Origin of the sequence: Streptomyces mangrovisoli, assembly GCF_000974985.2 — a bacterium.
In the GTDB taxonomy this organism is placed as follows: domain Bacteria; phylum Actinomycetota; class Actinomycetes; order Streptomycetales; family Streptomycetaceae; genus Streptomyces; species Streptomyces mangrovisoli.
Genome location: NZ_LAVA02000012.1, coordinates 38,569 through 60,037, shown reverse-complemented (window position 1 = coordinate 60,037; position 21,469 = coordinate 38,569). Strand labels below are relative to the sequence as shown.

Sequence of the window (21,469 nt, the reverse complement as noted above, 5' to 3'; positions counted from 1 at the left end):
CAGCTCACCGCACGGCCCGCGGACTGACAGATTGTCAGTTGTCTATGGTGATCGGGTGAGCGAGCAGACGGAGGACCAGGGCATGTCGGCGGCACGACGGGTGGTGGTCGCCGGCGCGGGCATGGCCGGCGTACAGACCGCGGTGGCCCTGCGCGAACAGGGCTTCACCGGCAGCGTGACGCTGATCGGAGCGGAGCCGCACCAGCCCTACGACCGGCCCCCGCTGTCCAAGGCGGTGCTGCTCGGCAAGGCCGAGGACTCCGCCTTCGACGTCGACTTCGAGGCGCTCGGCATCGAACTGCTCCTCGGCCGAGAGGTGCTCGGCCTGCGCCCGGCCGACCACGAGGTCGACACCGAGACCGGCCCCGTCCCCTACGACGTCCTGGTGGTCGCCACCGGCGCCGAACCGTTCCGGCTGCCCGGCGCGGACGGCGTGCCCGGCGTGCATCTGCTGCGCACCCTGGACGACGCCGAGCGGCTGCGGCCGGTCCTCGCCCGCCGGCACGACATCGTCGTGGTCGGCGCGGGCTGGATCGGCGCCGAGTTCGCCACGGCGGCCCGCGAGGCGGGCTGCGCGGTGACGGTCGTGGAGGCCGCGGACCGCCCGCTGGCGGGGGCGCTGCCCGCCGAGGTCGCCGCCCCGATGGCCGGCTGGTACGCCGACAGCGGTGCCGAGCTGCGCACCCGCACGCGCGTGGAGCGGGTCGAGCCCGGCGCGGTGGTGCTCGACGACGGCACCCGGCTGCCCGCGGACGCGGTCGTGGTCGGCATCGGCGCCCGCCCGGCCACCGCCTGGCTGGACGGGTCCGGCGTCGCGCTGGGCGCGCACCACGAGGTCGTCGCCGACGACCACCTGCGCACCTCCGTGCCCGACGTGTACGCGGTCGGCGACTGCGCCTCCTTCCCGTCGGCCCGCTACGCCGAGCGCCTGCTCGTGCACCACTGGGACAACGCCCTCCAGGGCCCGCGCACGGTCGCGGCGGGCATCGTCGGCGAGGCGCCGACGGTCTACGACCCGGTGCCGTACTTCTGGTCCGAGCAGTTCGGGCGTTTCGTGCAGTACGCCGGCCATCACGCGTCGGCCGACGCGACCGTCTGGCGCGGTGACCCCGCCGGGCCCGCCTGGACGGTGTGCTGGCTGCGCGAGGGCCGCCTGGTGGCGCTGCTGGCCGTCGGCCGGCCCCGGGACCTCGCGCAGGGCAGGCGGCTGATCGAGGCCGGCACCCCGATGGACCCGCGGGCGCTGGCGGACCCGGCACGGCCGCTGAAGACGGCGCTCGCGTAGCCGCCCCCGCGGACACCGCCGCGCGGCCGTCCCCGCGGACGGCCGCCGCACGGCTGCTGCCCGGCTCGCCGGGGCGGTTCCGGGACCAGCGTGTTCTCCCAGGTGGACGGCCCCGGCTTCCGACTGTCGGTGCCAGATGGCACGCTTATTTCCGTGACCGAGATTGACGCAAAGACCGATGCTCTCGTCCCCGCCTGGCTCACCCTGCCCGACATCGCCGAACAGTTCGGCGTCGAGGTGACACGTGTGCGGCAGCTGGTCAAGGAGGGCCAGCTCATCGCCGTACGCCGTGGTGAGAACCGCGCGCTGCACGTCCCCGCCGCCTTCATCGACGGGGACAAGGTCGTCAAGGGCCTGACCGGGACCTTGACGCTGCTCAGGGACGACGGCTTCACGGACGAAGAGATGATCGAGTGGCTCTTCACCCCCGACCCCAGCCTGCCCGGCACCCCCGCGCAGGCGCTGAGTGAGAATCGTGGCACGGAGGTGAAGCGCCGCGCCCAGGCGCTCGCCGTCTGAGCCGACCGAGAGACAAGGGGTGCGGGCGGCCCCCGAGGCCGCCCGCACCCGCCGGCACCGTACCGAACAACGGGGGGACCACCACATGTCCGACACCGCCGCCGCGACCGCGCGCGCCGAGCTGGCCGACGCACGGCTGTACCTGTGCACGGACGCCCGCACCCGGCAGGGCGACCTGCCCGAGTTCCTGGACGCGGTGCTGGCCGGCGGCGTCGACATCGTGCAGCTGCGCGACAAGGGCATGGAGGCGGCCGAGGAACTGGAGCACCTGAAGGTGTTCGCCGACGCCTGCGCCCGGCACGGCCGCCTGCTCGCGGTCAACGACCGGGCGGACGTCGCCCACGCGGCCGGGGCCGACGTGCTGCATCTGGGCCAGGGCGACCTGCCGGTGTCCGCGGCCCGCGCGATCCTCGGCGACGACGTCCTCGTCGGGCGCTCCACGCACACGCCCGAGGAGGCGGCCGCCGCGGCCGTCCAGGACGGCGTGGACTACTTCTGCACCGGCCCCTGCTGGCCCACCCCCACCAAGCCGGGCCGCCCCGCTCCCGGCCTCGACCTGGTCCGCCGCACCGCCGCGCTCGGCACCGACCGCCCGTGGTTCGCCATCGGCGGCATCGACCTGGACCGGCTCGACGAGGTGCTCGACGCGGGCGCCCGCCGGGTGGTGGTCGTGCGCGCGCTCACCGAGGCGGACGACCCCGGAGCCGCGGCGGCGGAGTTCGCCAAGCGCCTGCGCCAGGCTTCGGCGCACTGACCGTTTCGCCGTCGCCGTGTCTCACGGTTGTCCAAGGCGTGGACAACAGCCTGGCAATTCGGTCAAATCGCACTTGTGCGGTTGGGGGACCGGCCGCCCCTGACTAACCTGCGGGTATGGCCCTCGGAACAGCGTCCACCAGGACTGATCGCGCGCGCACCGTGCGTGACATGCTCGCCGCCGGCAAGACGACGTATTCGTTCGAATTCTCGGCGCCCAAGACCCCCAAGGGCGAGCGGAACCTGTGGAGCGCGCTGCGCAGGGTCGAGGCGGTCGCCCCCGACTTCGTCTCCGTGACCTACGGCGCGGGCGGCTCGACCCGCGCGGGCACGGTCAAGGAGACCGAACAGATCGTCGCCGACACCACCCTGACCCCGGTCGCGCACCTCACCGCCGTCAACCACTCCGTCGCCGAGCTGCGCAACATCATCGGGCAGTACGCCGACGCGGGCATCCGCAACATGCTCGCGGTCCGCGGCGACCCGCCCGGCGACCCGATGGCCGACTGGGTCCCGCATCCCGAAGGGCTGACCTACGCGGCCGAACTCGTCCGTCTCATCAAGGAGTCGGGCGACTTCTGCGTGGGCGTCGCGGCCTTCCCGGAGATGCATCCGCGCTCCGCCGACTGGGACGCCGACGTGCGCCACTTCGTCGACAAGTGCCGGGCCGGCGCCGACTACGCGATCACGCAGATGTTCTTCCAGCCCGAGTCGTACCTGCGGCTGCGCGACAAGGTCGCCGCCGCCGGCTGCGCGACACCGGTCATCCCCGAGGTGATGCCGGTCACCAGTGTCCGGATGCTGGAACGATTGCCCCAGCTCAGCAACGCGGCGATTCCGGCCGTCCTGAAAGAGCGGATCCTCACAGCGAAAGACGACGCGACCGCTGTACGCTCAATCGGGATCGAGTTCGCCACGGAGTTCTGCGCACGACTGCTGTCCGAGGGAGTGCCAGGACTGCACTTCATCACGCTCAACAACTCCACGGCGACCCTGGAAATCTACGAGAACCTGGGCCTGCACCACCCACCGCGGGCCTAGACCGGCCGCGCCGGTGTGCGACACACTGCGTAACGGCCATTGGGAGAGGGGCGTACATGGGCTGGACGGTCCTCTACATCGCGTTCGGCGTCGTCGCACTGTGGCTGCTCGGTGAGGTGCTGCTCCAGTACAAGGCGCGGCTGCGCTGGCGACTGGTGGCCTTCGCCGGGTTCCTCGGTGTCGTGCTCGGCGTGCTCACCCGGTCCGTCGTCATCATCGGACTGGGCGCGGCCGCGTTCACCCTCGGGCAGACCTTCGTCACCCTCTCCTTCCGCCGCGGCTTCGTCGCCGGCTGGGCGGTCAAGCGCCCCGACGACGAGCCCGAGCCCGAGGCCATGGGCGGCAGCAAGCGCCGCCGCGGCGGCCGCGGCAGCCGGCTGAACGACCCGGTGCTCGACGCCGCCGGCTACGACCCGCAGGAGCAGGAGTACGACGAGGGCCCGGCCTACGGCCGCGACAACGCCCCGGCCTACGGGCAGGACGACTACCAGGACCGCGACGACGTCTTCACCCCGACCCGCTCCGCCGACCCGACGGCCGCCGAGACCACCAACGTCTACGAGCCGCAGCCCATCCCCGAGGACACCGGTTCGTACGGCGTGTACGGCGCCGACGGCACCAACGGCCAGGGCACCGACTACGCGGCCGCGACCGCCGACTACGCCGCCGCGAACGGCGAGGCGGCCTACGCGACCGCGGGCCAGGACCAGGCCTACGCGACCGCCGCCCAGGGCACCGACCAGAACTACGCCTACGACTACTCCGGCTACGGCCAGCAGCAGTACGGCTACGACGCCTCGGGCCAGCAGCAGTACGCCGGCTACACCGACCAGTACGGCAACGCCCAGAACTACGGTGCCTCCTACGACGCCTACGGCAACCAGCAGCAGTACACCCAACAGGGCTACGGCCAGGGCCAGTACACCGGCGGCTACGGCGAGACCCCGGCGGACGGCGTCTGGGTGCCGCAGCAGCGCACCGACGAGAACTACGGCGAAGTCCCGCCGGAGCAGCAGCAGTACGGGTACCAGCAGAACAACGGTCAGCAGGCCAACGGCCAGCAGAACAACGGCCAGCAGGGCAACGGGTACGACGAGCAGTACCGTTTCTGAACCGCGGAACCGTCTCTGAACCGCAGGACCGTTTCTCGACCCGCAGGACCGCTTCCGCGCCTCCGGTGTCGCCCCGTCACTGAGAGCCGCGGAACTCCGGCCCCTCCACCACCAGTCCGGCCACCAGCGCGCCCGACATGCCCGCGTGCGGCAGCCCGCCGCCCGGATGGGACCAGCCGCCGACCGCGAACAGCCCCGGCACGGCGGTCGCGTTGGCCGGGTGCAGCACACCCTCCGGCGCGGCCAGGGCGGGCGGCGGGACCGCCCCGCCCGTCGCGCCCGTCTCCCGCTCGGTGTCCAGCGGAGTGCGCACCTCGCGCCACAGCACCCGCTCGCCCAGCCCCGGCACCGCGCGCCCGGCGGCGGCGACCATCCGGTCCGCGAAGGCGTCGGCGGCGCCCGGCGCGGCCCAGTCGTACTCCGTCGCGGCCGGGACCGTCGCCGTCAGCACCACAGACTCGTGGTCCGCGTCCGGACGCAGCGCCGGGTCGTCCGGCCGGTCCACGAGGACGGTCGGCAGCTCGGGGACGACTCCGCCGCGCCGGAACTTCTCCAGATCGCCGTCGGCGTCCGCCGCGTGCACCACCGTGCGGTGCACGGCGCCGGGCTCGCGCGCGCCGCGCAGCGCCAGACAGACCACCACACGGCCGGGGAAGCGGTCCTCGGGCTCCGGCGGCACCGCCCCGGCGCCGTAGAGCTCCGCGCCGGGCAGCAGGCCGCGCAGCCGCCAGGGGCCGGGGCCGACGACCGTGTCCGCCTCCGCCGAGGTGCCGTCGGCGAACTCCACGCCGGCCGCGCGGCCGTCCTTCTCCACGATCGCGGTCACCTCGGCGCCGAACACGAACTCGACCCGCCGGGCCAGACAGCGCTCGTACACCGCACGGGCCAGCTCCCGGATGCCGCCGCGCACGTACCAGGTGCCGAAGGCGTGCTCCATGTAGGGCAGCACGGCCGCGCTCGCCGGAGCGGTCCCGGGATCGACGCCGTACGCGAGCGCGGAGTCGGCGAGCAATGCCGCGAGGCGCGGGTCGCGCAGCTCCCAGGCGCCGATCTCGTGCAGCTTCACCGCGCGGCGGGTGCGCAGGAACCGCTTGTGCGGCACGCCCGGATACGGCTCCTTCTCGTCCAGCACCCGCCAGTTCGACCACAGCGGTTCCTCCAGCAGCGGTCGCCGCGTGCGGTCCCAGGCCTCGCGGGCCCGCACCAGGAAATCGCTCCAGCGCGCGCCCGCGCCCCGGCCCAGGGCCTCGTCGAGCGCCGCGACGACCCCCGCGCGGGACGCGTTCGGCAGGGAGACCTCGGTGCCGTCCGCGAAGACGTGCCGCGCGGCCGGGTCGACCTGGACCAGCTCGACGCGGTCCTCCAGCGCCTCCTTGCCGGTCTTGACGAACAGATCGCGGTAGACCGCGGGAAGCGTCAGCAGGCCCGGCCCGGTGTCGAAGGCGAACCCGTCCCGCTCGAGACGGCGCAGCGCACCGCCGTACGTCTCCGTACGCTCGTACACCACCACCCGGTGGCCCGCGACGGCCAGCCGGGCGGCCGCCGCCATCGCGCCCATCCCGGCGCCGATCACCGCAATCCGTGCCATGCCCGCGACTCTATCGCCGCGGCTCAGGGGGCCTGCGGCTCGGTGGTCATACGGCGCCGCGCCCGGCGTTCGGCGCGGCGCCGCAGGAAGCGGCGGATGCGCGAGACCAGGAAGACCAGCACCACCAGGCCACTCGCCAGCAGCACGGCCGCGATGCTCGCCGCCGCCCAGGGATGGAACAGCGCGAACGTCACGAGCCCGGCCACCGAGAGATCCTCGGCGAGGCTCACGACGATGTTGCTGAACGGCTCCGGCGAGGTGTTGATCGCCATCCGCGCCCCGGCCTTCACCGAGTGACTGGCCAGCGCCGTGCCGCCGCCGACCAGACCCGCCGCCAGGTCGGAGAGCGAGCCGCCGCTCTGCCCGGCGAGCATCGCGCCCACCCAGGCGCCCGCCGCGGGCCGGATCACGGTGTGCACCGTGTCCCAGACGGAGTCGACGTACGGGATCTTGTCGGCGACGGCCTCGCAGAGGAACAGCACGCCGGCGACGAGCAGCACCTCGGGGCGCTGGAGGGTCTCGGGGACCTCGTCGCTCAGCCCGGTCGCGCCGAGGACGCCGAGCAGCAGCATCACCGCGTAGGCGTTGATGCCGCTGGCCCAGCCGCTCGTGAAGACGAGAGGGAGTATCGACACGGACGCGATCGTAGCCATGCGGGGGCGGCTCGTCGTGGGGCTGAGCGCGCAGGCTTGAGTACCCGTACCCAGGGGTGGAGATGAGTATCCGCGCGGATGGGCCCCGACCTGCGGGGACGAGAGAGTGGAGGCACGGAAGGGGGCGCGGGCCCGGCACCGCCGACACGGGGCGGCGGAACGGCAGGCGCCCTTGACCGCTCCTTCCGCCGATCCGTCGGCGGAAGCGAGAGACGGGGGAGTCCCGGGAGAAGACCGAAAACGGGGGTCTCCTACGGGGGAGCACGGGGAACACGGGGGAACGCAGGGGATGCACGACCGGGCGCCGGCCCGGTGCGGCACGCGGGGAACGCGGCCGCACCGGACCGGCGCTCCGTGCGTCCGGACCCTGTCGGACCGGTGTTCCGTGCGTCCGGGCCTTGCCGGGGCGGTGTTCCGCACGCCGGGCCCGGCGCGACCCGTGGCGCGCCTCCTCAGGCCGTACGGCTGCCGCTGACCCGGCCCTGGAGCAGCCGGGACAGCGAGGCGTGCACGTCGTCGAGGGAGCGCTCCGGCTGGAAGGCCTGCCAGTCGAGGGCCGCCACCAGCACCATGCCCACCAGCGCCGCCGCGGTCAGCGGGACATCGATCTCGTCGCTGAACTCGCCCGCCGCGACCCCCTCGCGCAGCACGTCCTCGATGGCCGCCACCACCTCCCGGCGCACCACCATGAGGGTGGACTGCCAGGCCCGGTTGGTGCGCCACAGCTCGGCAACGTACAGCTGGGTGAAGGACGGATAGCGGGCGATGAAGCCGAGACCCGCGCGGATCATCGCGTCCAGGGCGTCCACCTTGCTGCCGCCGTCGCGGTCCGACTGCTCGGCCGCTTCCCGCAGGGAGGCGGTGAGCAGTCCCACGCCGTGCCGCAGCAGCTCCTCGAACAGGACCGACTTGCTCGCGAAGTTGTAGTAGACCGTGCCCTTCGCGACTCCGGCCCGCTCGGCGATCTCGTCCACGGTCGTGGCGGAGAAGCCCTGTTCGGCGATGAGGGTGACGGCCGCCTCGTAGAGCTTCTGCCGGGTGGCCTCGCGGCGCGAGCTGCCGCCGGAGGGGACGCTGGTGCTTTCCATGGCCCTGATTGTCACAGGAACGGGGCCGCCCGCGATCCGGTCGTGGATCACAGGGTCAGCTCCGGGTGCAGCCGGTCCAGGGTCCACACCTGGCGGCGGCGGGCCGAGACGGCGGTCAGCGCGAGCGCGCCCGCGGTGAAGGCCGCCAGCACGGCGGTGGCCTGCCACACCGGGCCCAGGCCACCGCCCGTGATCAGCCGCCTGAGCGCCGCCACGACGTAGCTCATCGGCAGGAAGGGATGGAGCGCGGCGAAGAAGCGCGGACTGGTCTCGACCGGGTACGTGCCGCCCGCCGACGTCAGCTGGAGCATCAGCAGCGCGAGGACGAGGATGCGGCCCGCGGCCCCGAACCGGGCGTTGAACCACTGCACGAGCGCCGCGAAGCACGCCGCCACGAGGAACAGGAAGCCGATCGTCCCGGCCGCCCGCGCCATCTGCAGGCCGATCGCCCAGTGCAGCACCGACATCAACGCGAGGGTCTGGAGCACGCCCACGACCGCCACCGGCAGCCAGCCCGCCAGCGCGATGCGCAGCGCCGAGCCGCCCGCGGCCAGTGCGCGCCGGTTCATCGGCGGGATCAGCATGTACGCCACCATCGCGCCCACCCACAGGGAGAGCGGGATGAAGTACGGGGCGAAGCCGGTGCCGTAGTTGGGCGCCTTGTGCAGGTCCTCGGAGGCGAGCTGGACCGGGTCGGCCATCACCTCGGTACGGCGGTCGCGGTCCTTCTTGTCGTAGTCGGGGATCTGCGAGGCGCCGTCGTGCAGCCCGCCGGCCAGCTCGGCGGAGCCGTCGGCGAGCTTGTACAGGCCGCCGGAGAGGTCGTCGGCGCCCGTCCGCAGCCTGCCGACGCCCTTGTCCAGGTCGTCGGCGCCCGTATGGGCCGTGCCCAGCCCGGTGTGCAGCTTCTTCGCGCCCGCGGCGACCTTCGCGGCCCCGTCGTTCAGCTTGTCGATCCTGGTGACGGCGTCGTGCAGGTCCTCGGAGAGGTGCGGGGCGCGGTCGGCGAGGGCCTGCGCCTGCTTCTGGAGCGCGGCGAGGTCGGTGTCGAGCTTCCCCAGGTCCCCGTCCTGGTCGGCGATCAGCGTGTCCAGGTCGTCGGCGACCGAGGTCACGTCGTCCGCCGCCTGCTTCGCCTTCTTGAGGTCGGCGCAGGACAGGTCGGGCAGCGCCGCGTCCTGGCAGCGGGTCCGGTAGACCTCGTCCAGGGTGTCCGAGGCCGCGTGGGCGCCCTGGTCGGCGACCGGGGCCGCCTTCACCAGGGTGGTGAGGTTGTGGCGCACGGCCTTGGCGGAGTCGGCGACCAGCCGGGCGGTGTCCGCGATGGCCTGCTGGTTGTCCTTCAGGAACGGCCCGAGCTTTTCGTCCACGGCGTCGGCCTTGTCGGCGAGCGTCTGCGTGCCCGCCGCGACCTGCGCGGAGCCGTCCTCCAGGGTGCCGGCGCCGGACGTGAGCTTCTTGAGGCCCTTGGAGAGCTCCGCGCTGCCCGTCTTGGCGGTGCTCAGGCCGTCGGCCAGCTGCTTGGACCCCTTCTCGGCCTTGCCCGCGCCGCTCTCGATCTTGTCCGCGCCGCCGGCCGCCCGCACCGTGCGGTCGTGGATGTCGGAGAACGACACGAAGATCCGGTCCAGGTACGTCCGTGACGTCTTCGCCGACGCCGCCGAGCGCACCTCGTTGAAGACGGTCTTCGAGATCTGGCCGACGATGTAGTTGTTGGCGTCGTTGGTGCGCACCTGGAGCGCGCCGGTCTCGGGGTCGTCCCCGGAGCCGGAGGCGACGCGGGCGCTGAAGTCGGCCGGCATGGTCAGCGAGAGGTAGTAGGTGCCGTCCTCGACGCCCTTGCGCGCCTCGGCCGCGCTCACCTCGTGCCACGCGAAGGTACGGCTCTCCCGCAGCCCTTCGGTGATGTCGTGCCCGGCGTCGATCCTCTTGCCCGCGGCGGTGGCGCCCCGGTCCTCGTTCACCAGGGCGACGGGGACGCGGTCCAGGCGGCCGTACGGGTCCCAGAAGGACCAGAGGTAGAGGGCGCCGTAGAGCAGGGGCAGCAACAGCAGCGCGACCAGGGCGGCTCGCGGCAGCCGCCCCCGGCCGAAGCGCCGCAGCTCAAGCGCGGCCAGTCGCGGCGAACGCATCGGCCGGTCCCTTCTCTGCGGGGCTGTCCGCGGGGTTGTCTTCGGGGTTGTCCGCGGGGTCGTCCGCGGGCTTGTTCTCGTTGGCGCCGGGCTGCTCGGTCGGCTCGCCCGAGGCCGGGTTCTCCTCTTCGGTGGGCTTCTCGCCGGAGGTCTCCGCGGCCGAGGGCGGCCCGTCGGTGGGCTTCTCGGCCGAGGTCTCCTCGGCGGAGGTCCGCTCCCCGGTGGCCGCCGCCGTGGTCTCCTCCGTGGCGCGGGTGGTGATCTCGACGGTGCCGCCGGGGGCCTCGCTGCACACGGCCACCACCGTCGTGCCCGCGTCGGCGATCGACCGCAGCAGCGCCCACACCTCGGCGCGCTCCGCGGCGGAGAGCTTGAGGTCGGCGTCGTCCACGCCGAGCAGGCCCGGCCGGCCGACGAGGGCCAGCGCGATCGACAGCCGCAGCGCCTCCAGCCGCTCCAGGTCCCGTACGGCGGTCCGGGACCCCTTGGGCAGCGCCTCCCGGTCGAGCCCGGCGGCCGCCAGCGCCGCGTCGATCCGCAGCCGTGCCTCCAGCGTCCGTTCCCGGCCCGGCCGCAGCAGCGCCCGCAGCGAGTCCCCGAACCGCTGCTGGAGCAGCGCCCGCTCCCGCAGGTGTTCGCCGACGGTCAGCGCCGGATCGAGGTCCGTGACCCCGGCTACGTTCGCCAGGGCGCTGACCCGGCGCACCGCCGCCGCCTTGCGGGGCAGCCGCGCCCCGCCCACCGACGCGGTGCCCTCCGTAGCCCGCATCCGCCCGGTCAGGGCGAGCAGCAGACAGGTGCGCCCCGAGCCCGACGCCCCCTCGATCGTGATCAGCGCGCCGGGCTCGGCCTCGACGCCCACCTCGCGGAACACCCATCCGCGCGGCCCCTTGAGGCCGAGCCCGTCGGCGGCCACGCGGGCCGCGTCCACCGGTTCCCCCACCATTCCCCCTTGTTTCGGTGGCACCTGTCGCGGTGTCACTCTTTTTTGAACTGACTGGTCAGTGCAAAACTTAACTCGAACGGCCACTCGAAGCAAAACCCCTGGTCGGAACGGATTGTCAGTGCCATACCGCACGATGGGCACATACGGCACCTCGTAACGGGAGTGCCGTCACCCAGACGACAGGAGGTTCGTCATGGCCCACCACAACGCAGCAGCCGCCCGTCGGCGCCGCGCCACCGGCCCTGCCCCCTCACTGACCGGCCCGGCGAGCGACGTGCACCCCGTGCTGCGCCGGACCACGGCCCCGCCCGCCGCCCTCGACCTGCTCGCCCAGGCCCGCGCCGGACTCGACGAGGCGACCGCACTGGAGACCCCCAACGAGCGCTACGCGACGGCCCATCTGGCCGCCCTGCGCACCGCCGCGGCCGTGCTCGCCGCGCGGGGCCGGCCCGAACTCACGCCGCGCAAGCGCGCCCGCATCCGCAGCGCGTGGGAAGTGCTCCCCGAGATCGCGCCCGAGCTCACCGAGTGGAGCGCGCTGTTCGCGTCCGGGGCCCGGCGCCGTGCCCGGGCCGAGGCCGGGATCCAGGGCGCGGCCGGCCGCCGGGACGCCGACGACCTGATACGCGACGTGGCGATGTTCGTCCGCCTCGTCGAGCGGATGCTGGTCCTCCAGCCGGTCCTCCCGCAGCCCCGCCAGGACACCGAGCCCACCGGCCCCCAGGGCCCGGCCGACACGGCGGACCGGAACTACCCGGACGCGGGCTGAGCCGGCGGGGACCGAGGAGGCGGGGCCGTCCGCCGTGCGAGACGGGCCGTGCCGCCCGACCGGGCGAGGCGGCGGAGGCAATAGGGTGGAGGGCGCCTGAAGCCTTCCCTCCCTCGCGCCGCGGGCGGGGGAGGCGCCCCGATCCCGCCGCCGTGTCACCGGCGGTGCCGCGCCGAGGAGTCAAAGCCGTGTCGGACCCGATGCGCCCCCGCGCCTCTCTCCGTACCGCCGTGGTCTGGGAGGTCCTCCAGGACGCTCTCGAACGCCGGGTCAAGGCCACGGGCCGGGACGCGCTGGACGTCCTCGACACCGGCGGCGGCAGCGGCAACTTCGCGGTGCCGCTGGCCCGCCTCGGCCACCGCGTCACCGTCGTCGACCCCAGCCCGAACGCCCTGTTCGCGCTGGAGCGCCGGGCCGCCGAGGCCGGCGTCGCCGACCGGGTCCGGGGCGTCCAGGGCGACGCCCACGGCCTGTTCGACGTGGTCGAGCGCGGCGGCTACGACGTCGTGCTGTGCCACGGCGTACTGGAGTACGTCGACGACCCCGCCGAGGGCATCCGCAACGCGGTCGCCGCGCTGCGCTCCGAGGGCGTGCTCAGCCTGCTCGCGGCCGGGCTCGGCGGTGCCGTGCTCGCGCGCGCCCTCGCCGGGCACTTCAAGGAGGCCCGCCAGGCCCTCGACGACCCGAACGGCCGCTGGGGCGCCGGCGACCCGGTGCCGCGCCGCTTCACCGCCGAGCAGCTCACGGAGCTGGTGGCCGGGGCCGGCCTCGACGTCGGTGCCGTGCACGGTGTCCGTGTCTTCGCCGACCTCGTCCCCGGCGTGCTCGTGGACACCGAGCCGGGCGCGCTGGAGGCGCTGCTGCGGCTGGAGGAGGCGGCGGCCGCGCTGCCGGCCTTCCACGCGGTCGCCACCCAGCTGCATGTGCTCGGGGAGACGCGCGGGGCCGGCGCGGCCTGAGCCGACTCCCGGGGCACCGGCCTGATCAGCGGCTTGGCGGCGGATGGAGTAGGCCACAGGCCACCCGATCGGACGAAGCGCGCCGTATGATCGAGGGAGACCGCCCGGCATGACGGATCGGCCGCTGGGGAATGGAAGCCTCAGCGAGCCGGGACGCCCATGGCGGGTTCTGGTTGGCCAACTGGCGTAGAGGGGCGGGTTTCACGGGGGCGATTCCCTGCCTATCCTGAAGGGACCCCCCGGGTCGCCCCGGCGACTGCACGATGAGGAGGACTCCGTGCCGCTCTCGGAGCACGAGCAGCGCATGCTCGAGCAGATGGAGCGAGCGCTGTACGCCGAAGATCCCAAGTTCGCGTCGGCGCTCGAGGGAAGCGGGCTGCGTACGTACACCCGACGTCGGGTCTACCAGGCGGTCGCGGGCTTCCTCGTGGGTATCGCGCTCCTCATGGCCGGAATGGTCGCGCAGCAGATCTGGATCAGCGTGGTGGGCTTCCTCGTCATGCTGGGGTGCGCGGTGCTCGCGGTCACCGGCTGGCGCAAGGCCCCGAAGCCGGGTGAGCAGCCCGCCGGAGCGCCGCACGGCCGCCGTCAGGTCCGGCCGAAGCGCTCGATGATGGACCGTATCGAACAACGCTGGCAGCGGCGTCGCGACGAGCAGGGCGGGCAGTAGCGCGTCCGGCCTCCGGCCCGGTCGACCCCACTGAGGGGCGGCCTCCCACCAGGGTGGGGGGCCGCCCCTCAGCCGTGTCCCGGCCCCGGGAAGTTGGACACCTGCGGGCCGGTGGGGGCTTGTCGCGCAGTTCCCCGCGCCCCTTTCAGGGACGCTCGGGCAGCGGTGCCCCGACAGAGGCGCGGGGAACTGCGCGAACAAGCCCCACCGGCCCGCAGGTGTGGCAGCCGCTCAGCTCTCCGACGAGCCGCCCGCAGGGCGCACCCGCAGCGGACGCATGGTGCTCCACCAGGCCCCGACGGCCCAGAACACCCGAACGGTCGAACGGGGCGCGAGCAGTGCACGCAGGCGGGTCGTCGCGTTCGCGGTGGTCCGCAGGGCGGTGACGACCTGCCGTGTCTCGCCCGCGAGGCCCGCCACCGGCCGGGGCCGGGGCGCGTACAGCACCTGTTCCACCGCTTCCGCCACCCGGTGGACCGAGGCCGCGGCCGCCGCGTCGAGATGCCCGAGCCGGACGATTCTCGCGGCCGCCGTGCGCGGGGTCTGGGACTCCACCGGCAGGATGCCGAAGTCCCACGCCGTGTCGCTCAGCTCCTGCCAGACCGCCAGGGTCGCGAGCGCCGCGTCCTTCTCCGAGCGGCCGTGGCCGCCGAGCCGGACCGCCCGCATCCGTAGCCGCACCAGCATCGGAGACAACGGGATCGCCAGCCCGGCCAGGATGGCGAGGGCCACCAGCACCTGCGCCCACCAGCCCGGACCGTCTCCGTTGCGCACCGCCGTGGCCTGCTCCGACGCGCTCGGGCAGGCGTCCAGCTTGCGCAGCGAGGGCGTGCAGCTCTGGCTGTCCGAGGGCGCCGGGGAGGCCGCAGCGCTCGCCGACTGCGAGGGCCGCGCCTGGTCCGGCAGGGTGCTGCCGGGCACCGTCGACTGCGTGTAGCTCGGCACCGTGCCGCGGTTCGGCGTCGGCTCGAAGCGGACCCAGCCCACGCCCTCGAAGTACAGCTCGGGCCAGGCGTGCGCGTCCTTCAGGCCCTCCGTCACCGTCCCGTCCGCCTGGACCGTGCCCGGGGCGAAGCCCACCGCCACCCGGGCCGGTATGCCGAGGGTGCGGGCCATGGCGGCCATCGCGAAGGAGAAGTGCTCGCAGAAGCCCCGCTTGTCCTTGAGGAACTTGGCGATCGCGTCCGGGCCCTGGCCGACCTTGACGTCGGTGTCGTACTGGAAGCCGCCGTTGACCGCGAAGTAGTCCTGGAGCTTGACCGCTTCCTCGTAGTGGTTGCGGGCCCCCTTGGTGACCGTCCTGGCGGTCTTCGCGACCACCGACGGCACCGACTTCGGCACGTCGGTGTACTCGTGCAGCATGGCCTGCGACGGGTCCGGCGACGCGGCCAGCTGCTCCGCCGTCGGCTGCACGTCCAGGCTGTCGACCGTGTACGTCATGCCCCGCGTGGTCTGGCCGTGGTCACCGGACAGGGTCATCCCCACCGGCTCGTACCGCCAGCTGCCGTTGATCTTCACGCCGCTGGGCGGATAGGGCATCGGCAGCCAGTCCTGCGCGTACGAGTCCGCCGCCGCGATCCGGGTGGTGATCTGCGCGCGCTTGACGTCGGCGCCCAGCCCGGCGGGGGTGGGGAAGGTGTCCGGCACCGAGGTGACGTGGCGCTGGGCCGGCTTCCAGGTGGCGCCGTCGAACTCGTCCAGCGAGACGATCCGCAGATACATGTCGGACAGGTCGCTGCTGTTGGTGGCGAGGGTCAGGACCGTGCGGTCCTCGTCCACGTTCAGGCTGTTCTGGAGCGACACCAGCAGGTCGACCGAGGAGGCCCCGCCGCCGATGCCGGTGCCCGAGCCCACGCCGTTGCCGGCGGTGCCCAGCAGACCGCCGCCCATGGTCGGCAGGGCCAGCGGCACGATCAGGGCCATGCCCAGGGCGGCCATGCCGATCCGCCGCCCGGTGCGCACCGGGGCGACCACACCGGGCGCCAGGTCGCCCGGCGCCCGCGGCGCACCGCCGAAGACCCGGCCCCACTGCGCGAGCCGGTCCCTGCCCTCGGCCAGCAGCAGCATCAGATAGCCCGACGCCGCGACGACGAACCACAGCCAGTCCGCGTGCCCGTGCGACAGCGCCGCGCCGACCGCGTAGAGCGCGAGCAGCGGCAGGCCCGCGGGGGCCGCGCTGCGGAACGTCACCGCGAGGGTGTCCACGGCGAGGCCGATCACCAGCACCCCGCCGACCAGCATCAGCCGGATGCCGTCGGACAGCGGCGCGGGGATGGCGTACCTGCCGACGTCGGTCGAGCCCTGCTGGAGCAGGTCGCCGAAGTGCCGGAAGGCGTCGGGGCCGGGCACCAGCCCCACCACCGCGTACTCCCGGGCGAAGACCAGGGTCAGCAGGACCAGCGTGACGAGGATCTGGACGCCCACGGTCAGCGCCCGCCCCAGCGGCACCCGCCGGGCCGCCGCCCCGGTGCCCGACTGGATCGCCACCAGGAACGCGGCCTGGATCAGCCAGGTCGCCGGGGAGACCAGCGGCAGCAGCGCGCAGGCCACCATCAGTGTGGCCGCCGCCGCGCACAGCGTGAGCCGTGCCCGTCCGCTCATGACCCGCCCTCCCCGTTCATGCCCCGTCCTCCCCGCCCGTGCCGCTCGCGCCGCCTGGTCCGCCCGCCGTGGCCAGGCCCGCGCGCTCGTGGTCGGCCTGGCGCCACAGGTCCTCCAGCGAGGCGCCGCGCCCCACGCTCAGCACGGTCCAGCCGGCCTCGTGCAGCATCCGCAGCCGTTCCTCGTACCCGTTCATCGTTTCGGGCACCTCGTTCGGTTCACGCGTCCAGGCGTCGCCGTCCAGCAGGAAGGCGACCGCGCCCCCGCTGCGCTGCCGCATCTTCGCCGCCACAGCCGCCTGCTCCTCGTCGAGGTCGCCGAAGAAGGCCACCAGCAGCCCCTCGTTCCCGCCGCGCAGCACGTCGTACGCCCGGGACAGGCCGGTCCCGTCGGAGTGGTCGATCACGGCGAGGGTGTCCAGCATCAGCCCGGCCGCGTCCGCGGAGCCCTGGCTCGCGGCCGCGAAGCCGTCGGCGCCCTCGCCCGGCACCGCGCTGCCGGTGTCCGTCAGCAGCCGCACCGAGAAGCCCCGCTCCAGCATGTGCACCAGCACCGACGCGGTGCCCGAGACCGCCCACTCGAAGGCGGAGTCGGGGCCCGCGCCCTGGTAGGCCGGGCGCCGGGTGTCCAGCAGGACCGTGCAGCGGGCGCGCTGCGGCTGCTCCTCCCGGCGCACCATCAGCTCGCCGTAGCGCGCGGTGGAGCGCCAGTGGACGCGGCGCAGATCGTCGCCGTGGCGGTAGCCGCGCGGGATCACGTCGTCCTCGCCGGCCAGGGCCAGCGAGCGCTGCCGCCCGTCGCCGTAGCCCTTCGCCTCGCCGCCGAACCGGACCGGGGAGAGCGGCTCCACGCGCGGGATCACGGTGAGGGTGTCGAAGGTGGAGAAGGAGCGGGTCAGCTCGCACATCCCGAACGGGTCGGTCAGGCGCAGCTGCAGCGGGCCCAGCGGATAGCGGCCGCGCAGATCGGAGCGGACCCGGTAGGAGACCTCGCGGCGGCCGCCCGGCTCCACCCGGTCCAGCACGAAGCGGGGGCGCGGCCCGAGGACGTAGGGCACCCGGTCCTGGAGCATCAGCAGGCCGGTCGCGAGCCGGGAGACGTTGTCCATCCGCAGGTGCACCCGGGCCTCGCTGCCGGCCGGCACCCGCGAGGGGGACAGCCGGCGGCTGCCCGCGACCCGGTAGCGGGTGCGGTAGAGGACCGTCGCGCACAGCAGCGGCAGCGCGGCGAGCAGCAGTCCGACCCGCAGGAGGTCGGGCTGGGGGATGACGTACGAGCAGATCACGGCGGCGCCGCCCGCGGCGAGGAAGGAGCGGCCCCGGGTGGTCAGTCCGGCCAGGGCGGTCTGGAAGCCGCCCTTCTCCCCGCGGCCGGTGTCGGCCTGGCCCGGCCCCGGGGTGGTCATCACCGACTCCGCGGCGGCTGCTGGCCGTACGCGCCCCGGCCGAGCCCGCCGAGGCCGCCCTGCTGGGGCGCGGTGGGCACCGGGGTGCGCTGGAGGATCTCCTGGACGACCTGTTCGGCCGTCCGCCGGTTGAGCTGGGCCTGCGCGGTCGGCAGCAGCCGGTGCGCCAGCACCATCACGGCGAGGGCCTGGACGTCGTCCGGCAGTGCGTAGTCCCGGCCGGCGAGCGCGGCGGCCGCCTTCGAGGCGCGCAGCAGATGCAGCGTGGCGCGCGGCGAGGCCCCGAGTCTCAGGTCCGGATGGGTGCGGGTGGCGGCGACCAGGTCGACCGCGTACCGCCGGACCGGTTCGGCGACGTGGACGCCGCGGACCGCCTCGATCAGCTTCATGATCTCGTGCGCGTGCGCCACCGGCTGGAGGTCCTCCAGGGGGGAGACGCCGCCGTGCACGTCGAGCATCTGCAGCTCGGCCTCGACGCTCGGGTAGCCGACCGAGACGCGGGCCATGAAGCGGTCGCGCTGGGCCTCGGGCAGCGGGTAGGTGCCCTCCATCTCGACCGGGTTCTGCGTGGCCACGACCATGAAGGGGCTGGGCAGTTCGTAGGTCTGCCCGTCGATGGTGACCTGGCGCTCCTCCATCGACTCCAGCAGCGCGGACTGGGTCTTGGGCGAGGCGCGGTTGATCTCGTCGCCGATCACGATCTGGGCGAAGATCGCGCCCGGCTTGAACTCGAAGTCACGGCGCTGCTGGTCCCAGATGGACACGCCGGTGATGTCCGAGGGGAGCAGGTCCGGGGTGAACTGGATGCGCCGCACCGAGCAGTCGATGGAGCGCGCGAGCGCCTTGGCGAGCATCGTCTTGCCGACGCCGGGCACGTCCTCGATGAGCAGGTGCCCCTCGGCGAGCAGCACGGTCAGGGCGAGCTGTACGACCTCGGGTTTCCCCTCGATCACCCCCTCCACCGAACCGCGGACCCGCTCGACGGTCGCGGTCAGGTCTTCCCCCACCCGGCCGTACTCCCGGGCGGTGGCGCCACCCCGGCTCGCTGGATCGTCATAGGTCGACACCCGGCCCTCCTCGGCCCGCTCAATCCGGGCCGACGCTCTGCGATGCGGACCGGCCCACCCCGAAACACGGACACCACGCGAGAAGAGTTCCCGCGTGGCCCCACCCCAGCATTCTTGTGGCCGTTACCGGTTCGTGTCATCCGCCTGTGGACAAGTGGCTGCGGTATGTCGGGTCTTACGGCCTTTTGTGCATGTGAACGGCGTGCGATGCGCGGGTTGTATGCGCGCGCCCCGGGGTTCGTGTGAGCGTTCCCCGGGGCTTTCGCGCGGGCGCGCCGCCGGATCAGGCGGGGTCGACCTCGGTGATCAGGCCGGTCTTCACGTCGAAGACGAAGCCGCGGACGTCGTCGGTGTGCAGCAGGAAGGGCGAGGTGCGGACGCGCTGCATCGACTGCCGCACGTCCTGGTCGACGTCCTTGAAGGACTCCACCGCCCACGACGGACGCTGCCCGACCTCCATCTCCAGGTCGTGCCGGAAGTCCTCGGTGATGGCCTGCATGCCGCAGCCGGTGTGGTGGATGAGGACCACGCTGCGGGTGCCGAGCGCGCGCTGGCTGATGGTCAGGGAGCGGATGACGTCGTCGGTGACCACGCCGCCCGCGTTGCGGATCGTGTGGCAGTCGCCCAGCCGCAGGCCGAGCGCGGCGTGCAGGTCGAGCCGGGCGTCCATGCACGCCACGACGGCGACGCGCTGGACGGGCCGGGCGTCCATGCCGGGGTCGGTGAAGCTGGCGGCGTACGCCCGGTTGGCCTCCACGAGGCGGTCCGTCACCGTGCCGCCTTCGGTTATGGCGCCTTCGGGTCCGAGGGGAACTGCTGCGGAAGTCGTCATAGCCAAGACGGTACTGGTCGCATGTGATCCGGTCCTGCTGTGGGTCGGGACAAAGAACGCCATTGTCACTTGTTGTGAGTTACCCCACACGGAGGGCCAGGTGCATCCGAACGGGTGAATCGCGGCGGATCGAGAGGTCCCCGGAGACGGTCCACGCGACGCGCAGGCCGGTTGATTGACCGTGCGTCACCGTGGACTAAAGTGACGCGAAGCGGGAGGCGAGGGCCTCCCCACTGGACTGATTTCCCCGGAGGCCCCGGCCGCCCTCCGCGTTTTCGCGGGTCTCCCCACGTGCGCGGCGCGTACGTACGGCTCGGCCTCCTCCCGCTCCCGGCCGGCCGACGCCTCGGGCGCCGGCCGACATCCCCTTCACCGGGAGAGGGCGGGGACCCGGCGGTGCGTGTGCGCCCCGCCGGACCTGAGAGGGCCTCTTGAGCGAGAGTCGACATGTCCCGGTGATGCTCCAGCGATGCCTGGACATGCTGGCGCCCGCCCTGCGCGAGCCGGGAGCGGTGGTCGTCGACTGCACCCTCGGGCTCGGCGGACACAGCGAGGCCCTGCTGACGCAGTTCCCCGAGGCGCGGCTCGTCGCCCTCGACCGGGACAAGGAGGCGCTCAGACTGTCCGGCGAGCGGCTCGCGCCGTTCGGCGAGCGGGCCGCCCTCGTGCACGCCGTCTACGACGAACTCCCCGACGTGCTGGAGCGGCTGGGCATCCCGAAGGTCCAGGGCGTCCTGTTCGACCTCGGCGTCTCCTCCATGCAGCTCGACGAGGCCGACCGCGGGTTCGCCTACGCGCAGGACGCCCCCCTCGACATGCGCATGGACCAGACGACCGGCATCAGCGCCGCCGAGGTGCTCAACACCTACCCGCCCGGCGAACTCGTCCGCATCCTGCGGGCGTACGGCGAGGAGAAGCAGGCCAAGCGGATCGTGGCGGCCGTCGTGCGCGAGCGCGAGAAGGAGCCGTTCAGCAACAGCGCGCGGCTCGTCGAGCTGATCCGGGACGCGCTGCCGCAGGCGGCCAAGCGCACCGGCGGCAACCCCGCGAAGCGCACCTTCCAGGCCCTGCGCATCGAGGTCAACGGCGAACTCTCGGTCCTGGAGCGGGCGATCCCGGCCGCGGTGAAGGCGCTCGCCGTGGGCGGCCGGATCGCCGTGCTGTCGTACCACTCGCTGGAGGACCGGCTGGTCAAGCAGGTGTTCGCGGCCGGGGCCGCCACCACCGCGCCGCCCGGACTGCCCGTCGTGCCGGAGCGCTACCAGCCCCGGCTCAAGCTGCTCACGCGCGGTGCCGAACTTCCCACCGAGGAAGAGGTCGCCGAGAACCGGCGCGCCGCACCGGCGCGGCTGCGCGGCGCCGAGCGCATCAGGGAGGACGTGGAGTGAGGGGCGCACGGGGTCCCGGGCGTACGGGCCGGCCCGATCCACCGGGTCCGGGACGGGCGAGGTGCCCCGGCCGGACCGGCGACGCTGCTCCAGGGGAGGGTGCGTGAACAGGAAACCCGAGCTGAGGGGGCGGGCCGCCCGCCTCGCGCGGCTCCTGCCGGCCGGTTCCGGCGGCGCCGCCCGCACCCCGTTCGTGCTTCTCGTCGTCCTGCTCCTCGGCGGCGGGCTCATCGGCCTGCTGGTGCTGAACTCCGCGCTCAGTGAGGGCTCGTTCAAGCTCGACGACCTCCAGAAGGACACCAAGAGCCTCACCGACGAGGAGCAGGCGCTCCAGCGGGACATCGACTCCTACTCCGCGCCCGACGCCCTCCAGCGCCGCGCCCGTGAACTCGGCATGGTGCCCGGCGGCGACCCCGCCTTCCTCGACCCCGACGGCACCGTGAAGGGCGTCCCCAGCCCCGCCTCCGCCGACCAGAGCGCGGCCCGCGGCCCCCTGGTCCTGGCCCCCGAGGCGCTGCCCACCGGCGCGCCGTCCGCCGCACCGGCGAACCGGGCGTCCCTCCCCACGGGCCCCGCGTCCGTCCCCGCGAGCCCGGTGGCCTCGCCGTCCGCGGGCACGGCCACGGCCGTGCCCGCCACGCCCTCGACCCCCGGCAGGTGA

At 73.7% G+C, this 21,469-nt stretch carries 19 protein-coding genes; 10 read left to right on the top strand and 9 right to left on the bottom strand.

Going from position 1 to position 21,469, the window contains the following annotated elements:
* Positions 1-55 precede the first annotated feature (55 nt).
* The 5 genes from WN71_RS06130 to WN71_RS06110 all read left to right on the top strand — a co-directional run bounded on the left by WN71_RS06130 (position 56) and on the right by WN71_RS06110 (position 4,710).
* Positions 56-1,285: an NAD(P)/FAD-dependent oxidoreductase gene (locus tag WN71_RS06130; RefSeq protein WP_046590896.1), complete on the top strand. Its 1,230-nt coding sequence runs from the start codon at positions 56-58 to the stop codon at positions 1,283-1,285.
* 153 nt (positions 1,286-1,438) lie between these two features.
* Positions 1,439-1,804 carry an Rv2175c family DNA-binding protein gene (locus WN71_RS06125; RefSeq protein WP_046590895.1) on the top strand — a complete coding sequence of 122 codons (366 nt, stop codon included), beginning with the start codon at positions 1,439-1,441 and terminating at the stop codon, positions 1,802-1,804.
* 85 nt (positions 1,805-1,889) lie between these two features.
* Complete coding sequence (gene thiE / locus WN71_RS06120; RefSeq protein ID WP_046590982.1) at positions 1,890-2,558, top strand: thiamine phosphate synthase; 669 nt, start codon at positions 1,890-1,892, stop codon at positions 2,556-2,558.
* A gap of 116 nt (positions 2,559-2,674) precedes the next feature.
* Positions 2,675-3,598 (top strand): methylenetetrahydrofolate reductase [NAD(P)H], encoded by a 924-nt coding sequence (gene metF, locus WN71_RS06115; RefSeq protein WP_046590893.1) that lies wholly within the window; start codon positions 2,675-2,677, stop codon positions 3,596-3,598.
* 56 nt (positions 3,599-3,654) lie between these two features.
* Complete coding sequence (locus WN71_RS06110) at positions 3,655-4,710, top strand: SCO2102 family sporulation regulator (RefSeq protein WP_046590891.1); 1,056 nt, start codon at positions 3,655-3,657, stop codon at positions 4,708-4,710.
* A 76-nt stretch (positions 4,711-4,786) separates the two neighbouring features.
* Here the strand turns inward: WN71_RS06110 and WN71_RS06105 are convergent, their stop codons facing one another.
* From WN71_RS06105 to WN71_RS06085, 5 genes are all read right to left on the bottom strand, one after another.
* A complete protein-coding gene (locus WN71_RS06105; protein WP_046590889.1) occupies positions 4,787-6,298 on the bottom strand; it encodes a phytoene desaturase family protein in 1,512 nt (503 codons plus the stop codon).
* A gap of 23 nt (positions 6,299-6,321) precedes the next feature.
* Positions 6,322-6,933 carry a DUF4126 domain-containing protein gene (locus tag WN71_RS06100; RefSeq protein WP_046590981.1) on the bottom strand — a complete coding sequence of 204 codons (612 nt, stop codon included), beginning with the start codon at positions 6,931-6,933 and terminating at the stop codon, positions 6,322-6,324.
* A gap of 470 nt (positions 6,934-7,403) precedes the next feature.
* Complete coding sequence (locus WN71_RS06095; RefSeq protein ID WP_046590887.1) at positions 7,404-8,039, bottom strand: TetR/AcrR family transcriptional regulator; 636 nt, start codon at positions 8,037-8,039, stop codon at positions 7,404-7,406.
* A 47-nt stretch (positions 8,040-8,086) separates the two neighbouring features.
* Positions 8,087-10,171 (bottom strand): YhgE/Pip domain-containing protein, encoded by a 2,085-nt coding sequence (locus tag WN71_RS06090; protein ID WP_046590885.1) that lies wholly within the window; start codon positions 10,169-10,171, stop codon positions 8,087-8,089.
* Positions 10,143-11,117, bottom strand: a complete 975-nt coding sequence (locus WN71_RS06085) for an ATP-binding cassette domain-containing protein (RefSeq protein ID WP_046590883.1) — start codon at positions 11,115-11,117, stop codon at positions 10,143-10,145. Before WN71_RS06085 ends, WN71_RS06090 begins: the two co-directional genes overlap by 29 nt.
* Before the next feature lie 193 nt (positions 11,118-11,310).
* On the opposite strand from WN71_RS06085, the gene WN71_RS06080 reads away from it, so the two are divergent.
* From WN71_RS06080 to WN71_RS06070, 3 genes are all read left to right on the top strand, one after another.
* On the top strand, positions 11,311-11,886 hold the full coding sequence (locus tag WN71_RS06080) for an SAV_6107 family HEPN domain-containing protein (protein ID WP_046590881.1): 576 nt from the start codon (positions 11,311-11,313) through the stop codon (positions 11,884-11,886).
* Positions 11,887-12,074: 188 nt separating this feature from the next.
* A complete protein-coding gene (locus WN71_RS06075) occupies positions 12,075-12,845 on the top strand; it encodes a methyltransferase (RefSeq protein WP_046590879.1) in 771 nt (256 codons plus the stop codon).
* Between the two features lie 277 nt (positions 12,846-13,122).
* On the top strand, positions 13,123-13,515 hold the full coding sequence (locus tag WN71_RS06070) for a DUF3040 domain-containing protein (RefSeq protein ID WP_046590877.1): 393 nt from the start codon (positions 13,123-13,125) through the stop codon (positions 13,513-13,515).
* A gap of 231 nt (positions 13,516-13,746) precedes the next feature.
* Here WN71_RS06070 and WN71_RS06065 read toward each other — a convergent pair whose 3' ends face one another.
* From WN71_RS06065 to WN71_RS06050, 4 genes are all read right to left on the bottom strand, one after another.
* Positions 13,747-16,116 carry a transglutaminase TgpA family protein gene (locus WN71_RS06065; RefSeq protein ID WP_046590874.1) on the bottom strand — a complete coding sequence of 790 codons (2,370 nt, stop codon included), beginning with the start codon at positions 16,114-16,116 and terminating at the stop codon, positions 13,747-13,749.
* A gap of 16 nt (positions 16,117-16,132) precedes the next feature.
* Positions 16,133-17,521, bottom strand: a complete 1,389-nt coding sequence (locus tag WN71_RS06060) for a DUF58 domain-containing protein (protein ID WP_046590871.1) — start codon at positions 17,519-17,521, stop codon at positions 16,133-16,135.
* Positions 17,521-18,588, bottom strand: a complete 1,068-nt coding sequence (locus WN71_RS06055; RefSeq protein WP_420856460.1) for an AAA family ATPase — start codon at positions 18,586-18,588, stop codon at positions 17,521-17,523. Before WN71_RS06055 ends, WN71_RS06060 begins: the two co-directional genes overlap by 1 nt.
* A gap of 283 nt (positions 18,589-18,871) precedes the next feature.
* Complete coding sequence (locus tag WN71_RS06050; RefSeq protein WP_046590869.1) at positions 18,872-19,420, bottom strand: beta-class carbonic anhydrase; 549 nt, start codon at positions 19,418-19,420, stop codon at positions 18,872-18,874.
* 431 nt (positions 19,421-19,851) lie between these two features.
* On the opposite strand from WN71_RS06050, the gene rsmH reads away from it, so the two are divergent.
* Together rsmH and ftsL are read left to right on the top strand one after the other, a co-directional pair.
* On the top strand, positions 19,852-20,808 hold the full coding sequence (rsmH, locus tag WN71_RS06045) for a 16S rRNA (cytosine(1402)-N(4))-methyltransferase RsmH (RefSeq protein ID WP_079177681.1): 957 nt from the start codon (positions 19,852-19,854) through the stop codon (positions 20,806-20,808).
* 103 nt (positions 20,809-20,911) lie between these two features.
* Positions 20,912-21,469: a cell division protein FtsL gene (ftsL, locus tag WN71_RS06040; RefSeq protein ID WP_046590864.1), complete on the top strand. Its 558-nt coding sequence runs from the start codon at positions 20,912-20,914 to the stop codon at positions 21,467-21,469.

Bases quoted from the DNA above. Each gene is read 5' to 3' on its own strand.
- thiE (WP_046590982.1), top strand. From the start codon at position 1,890: ATGTCCGACACCGCCGCCGCGACCGCGCGCGCCGAGCTGGCCGACGCA.
- WN71_RS06060 (WP_046590871.1), bottom strand. From the start codon at position 17,521: ATGACCACCCCGGGGCCGGGCCAGGCCGACACCGGCCGCGGGGAGAAG.
- WN71_RS06090 (WP_046590885.1), bottom strand. From the start codon at position 10,171: ATGCGTTCGCCGCGACTGGCCGCGCTTGAGCTGCGGCGCTTCGGCCGG.
- WN71_RS06110 (WP_046590891.1), top strand. From the start codon at position 3,655: ATGGGCTGGACGGTCCTCTACATCGCGTTCGGCGTCGTCGCACTGTGG.
- WN71_RS06095 (WP_046590887.1), bottom strand. From the start codon at position 8,039: ATGGAAAGCACCAGCGTCCCCTCCGGCGGCAGCTCGCGCCGCGAGGCC.
- metF (WP_046590893.1), top strand. From the start codon at position 2,675: ATGGCCCTCGGAACAGCGTCCACCAGGACTGATCGCGCGCGCACCGTG.
- WN71_RS06085 (WP_046590883.1), bottom strand. From the start codon at position 11,117: ATGGTGGGGGAACCGGTGGACGCGGCCCGCGTGGCCGCCGACGGGCTC.
- WN71_RS06080 (WP_046590881.1), top strand. From the start codon at position 11,311: ATGGCCCACCACAACGCAGCAGCCGCCCGTCGGCGCCGCGCCACCGGC.
- WN71_RS06050 (WP_046590869.1), bottom strand. From the start codon at position 19,420: ATGACGACTTCCGCAGCAGTTCCCCTCGGACCCGAAGGCGCCATAACC.
- WN71_RS06065 (WP_046590874.1), bottom strand. From the start codon at position 16,116: ATGAGCGGACGGGCACGGCTCACGCTGTGCGCGGCGGCGGCCACACTG.
- WN71_RS06105 (WP_046590889.1), bottom strand. From the start codon at position 6,298: ATGGCACGGATTGCGGTGATCGGCGCCGGGATGGGCGCGATGGCGGCG.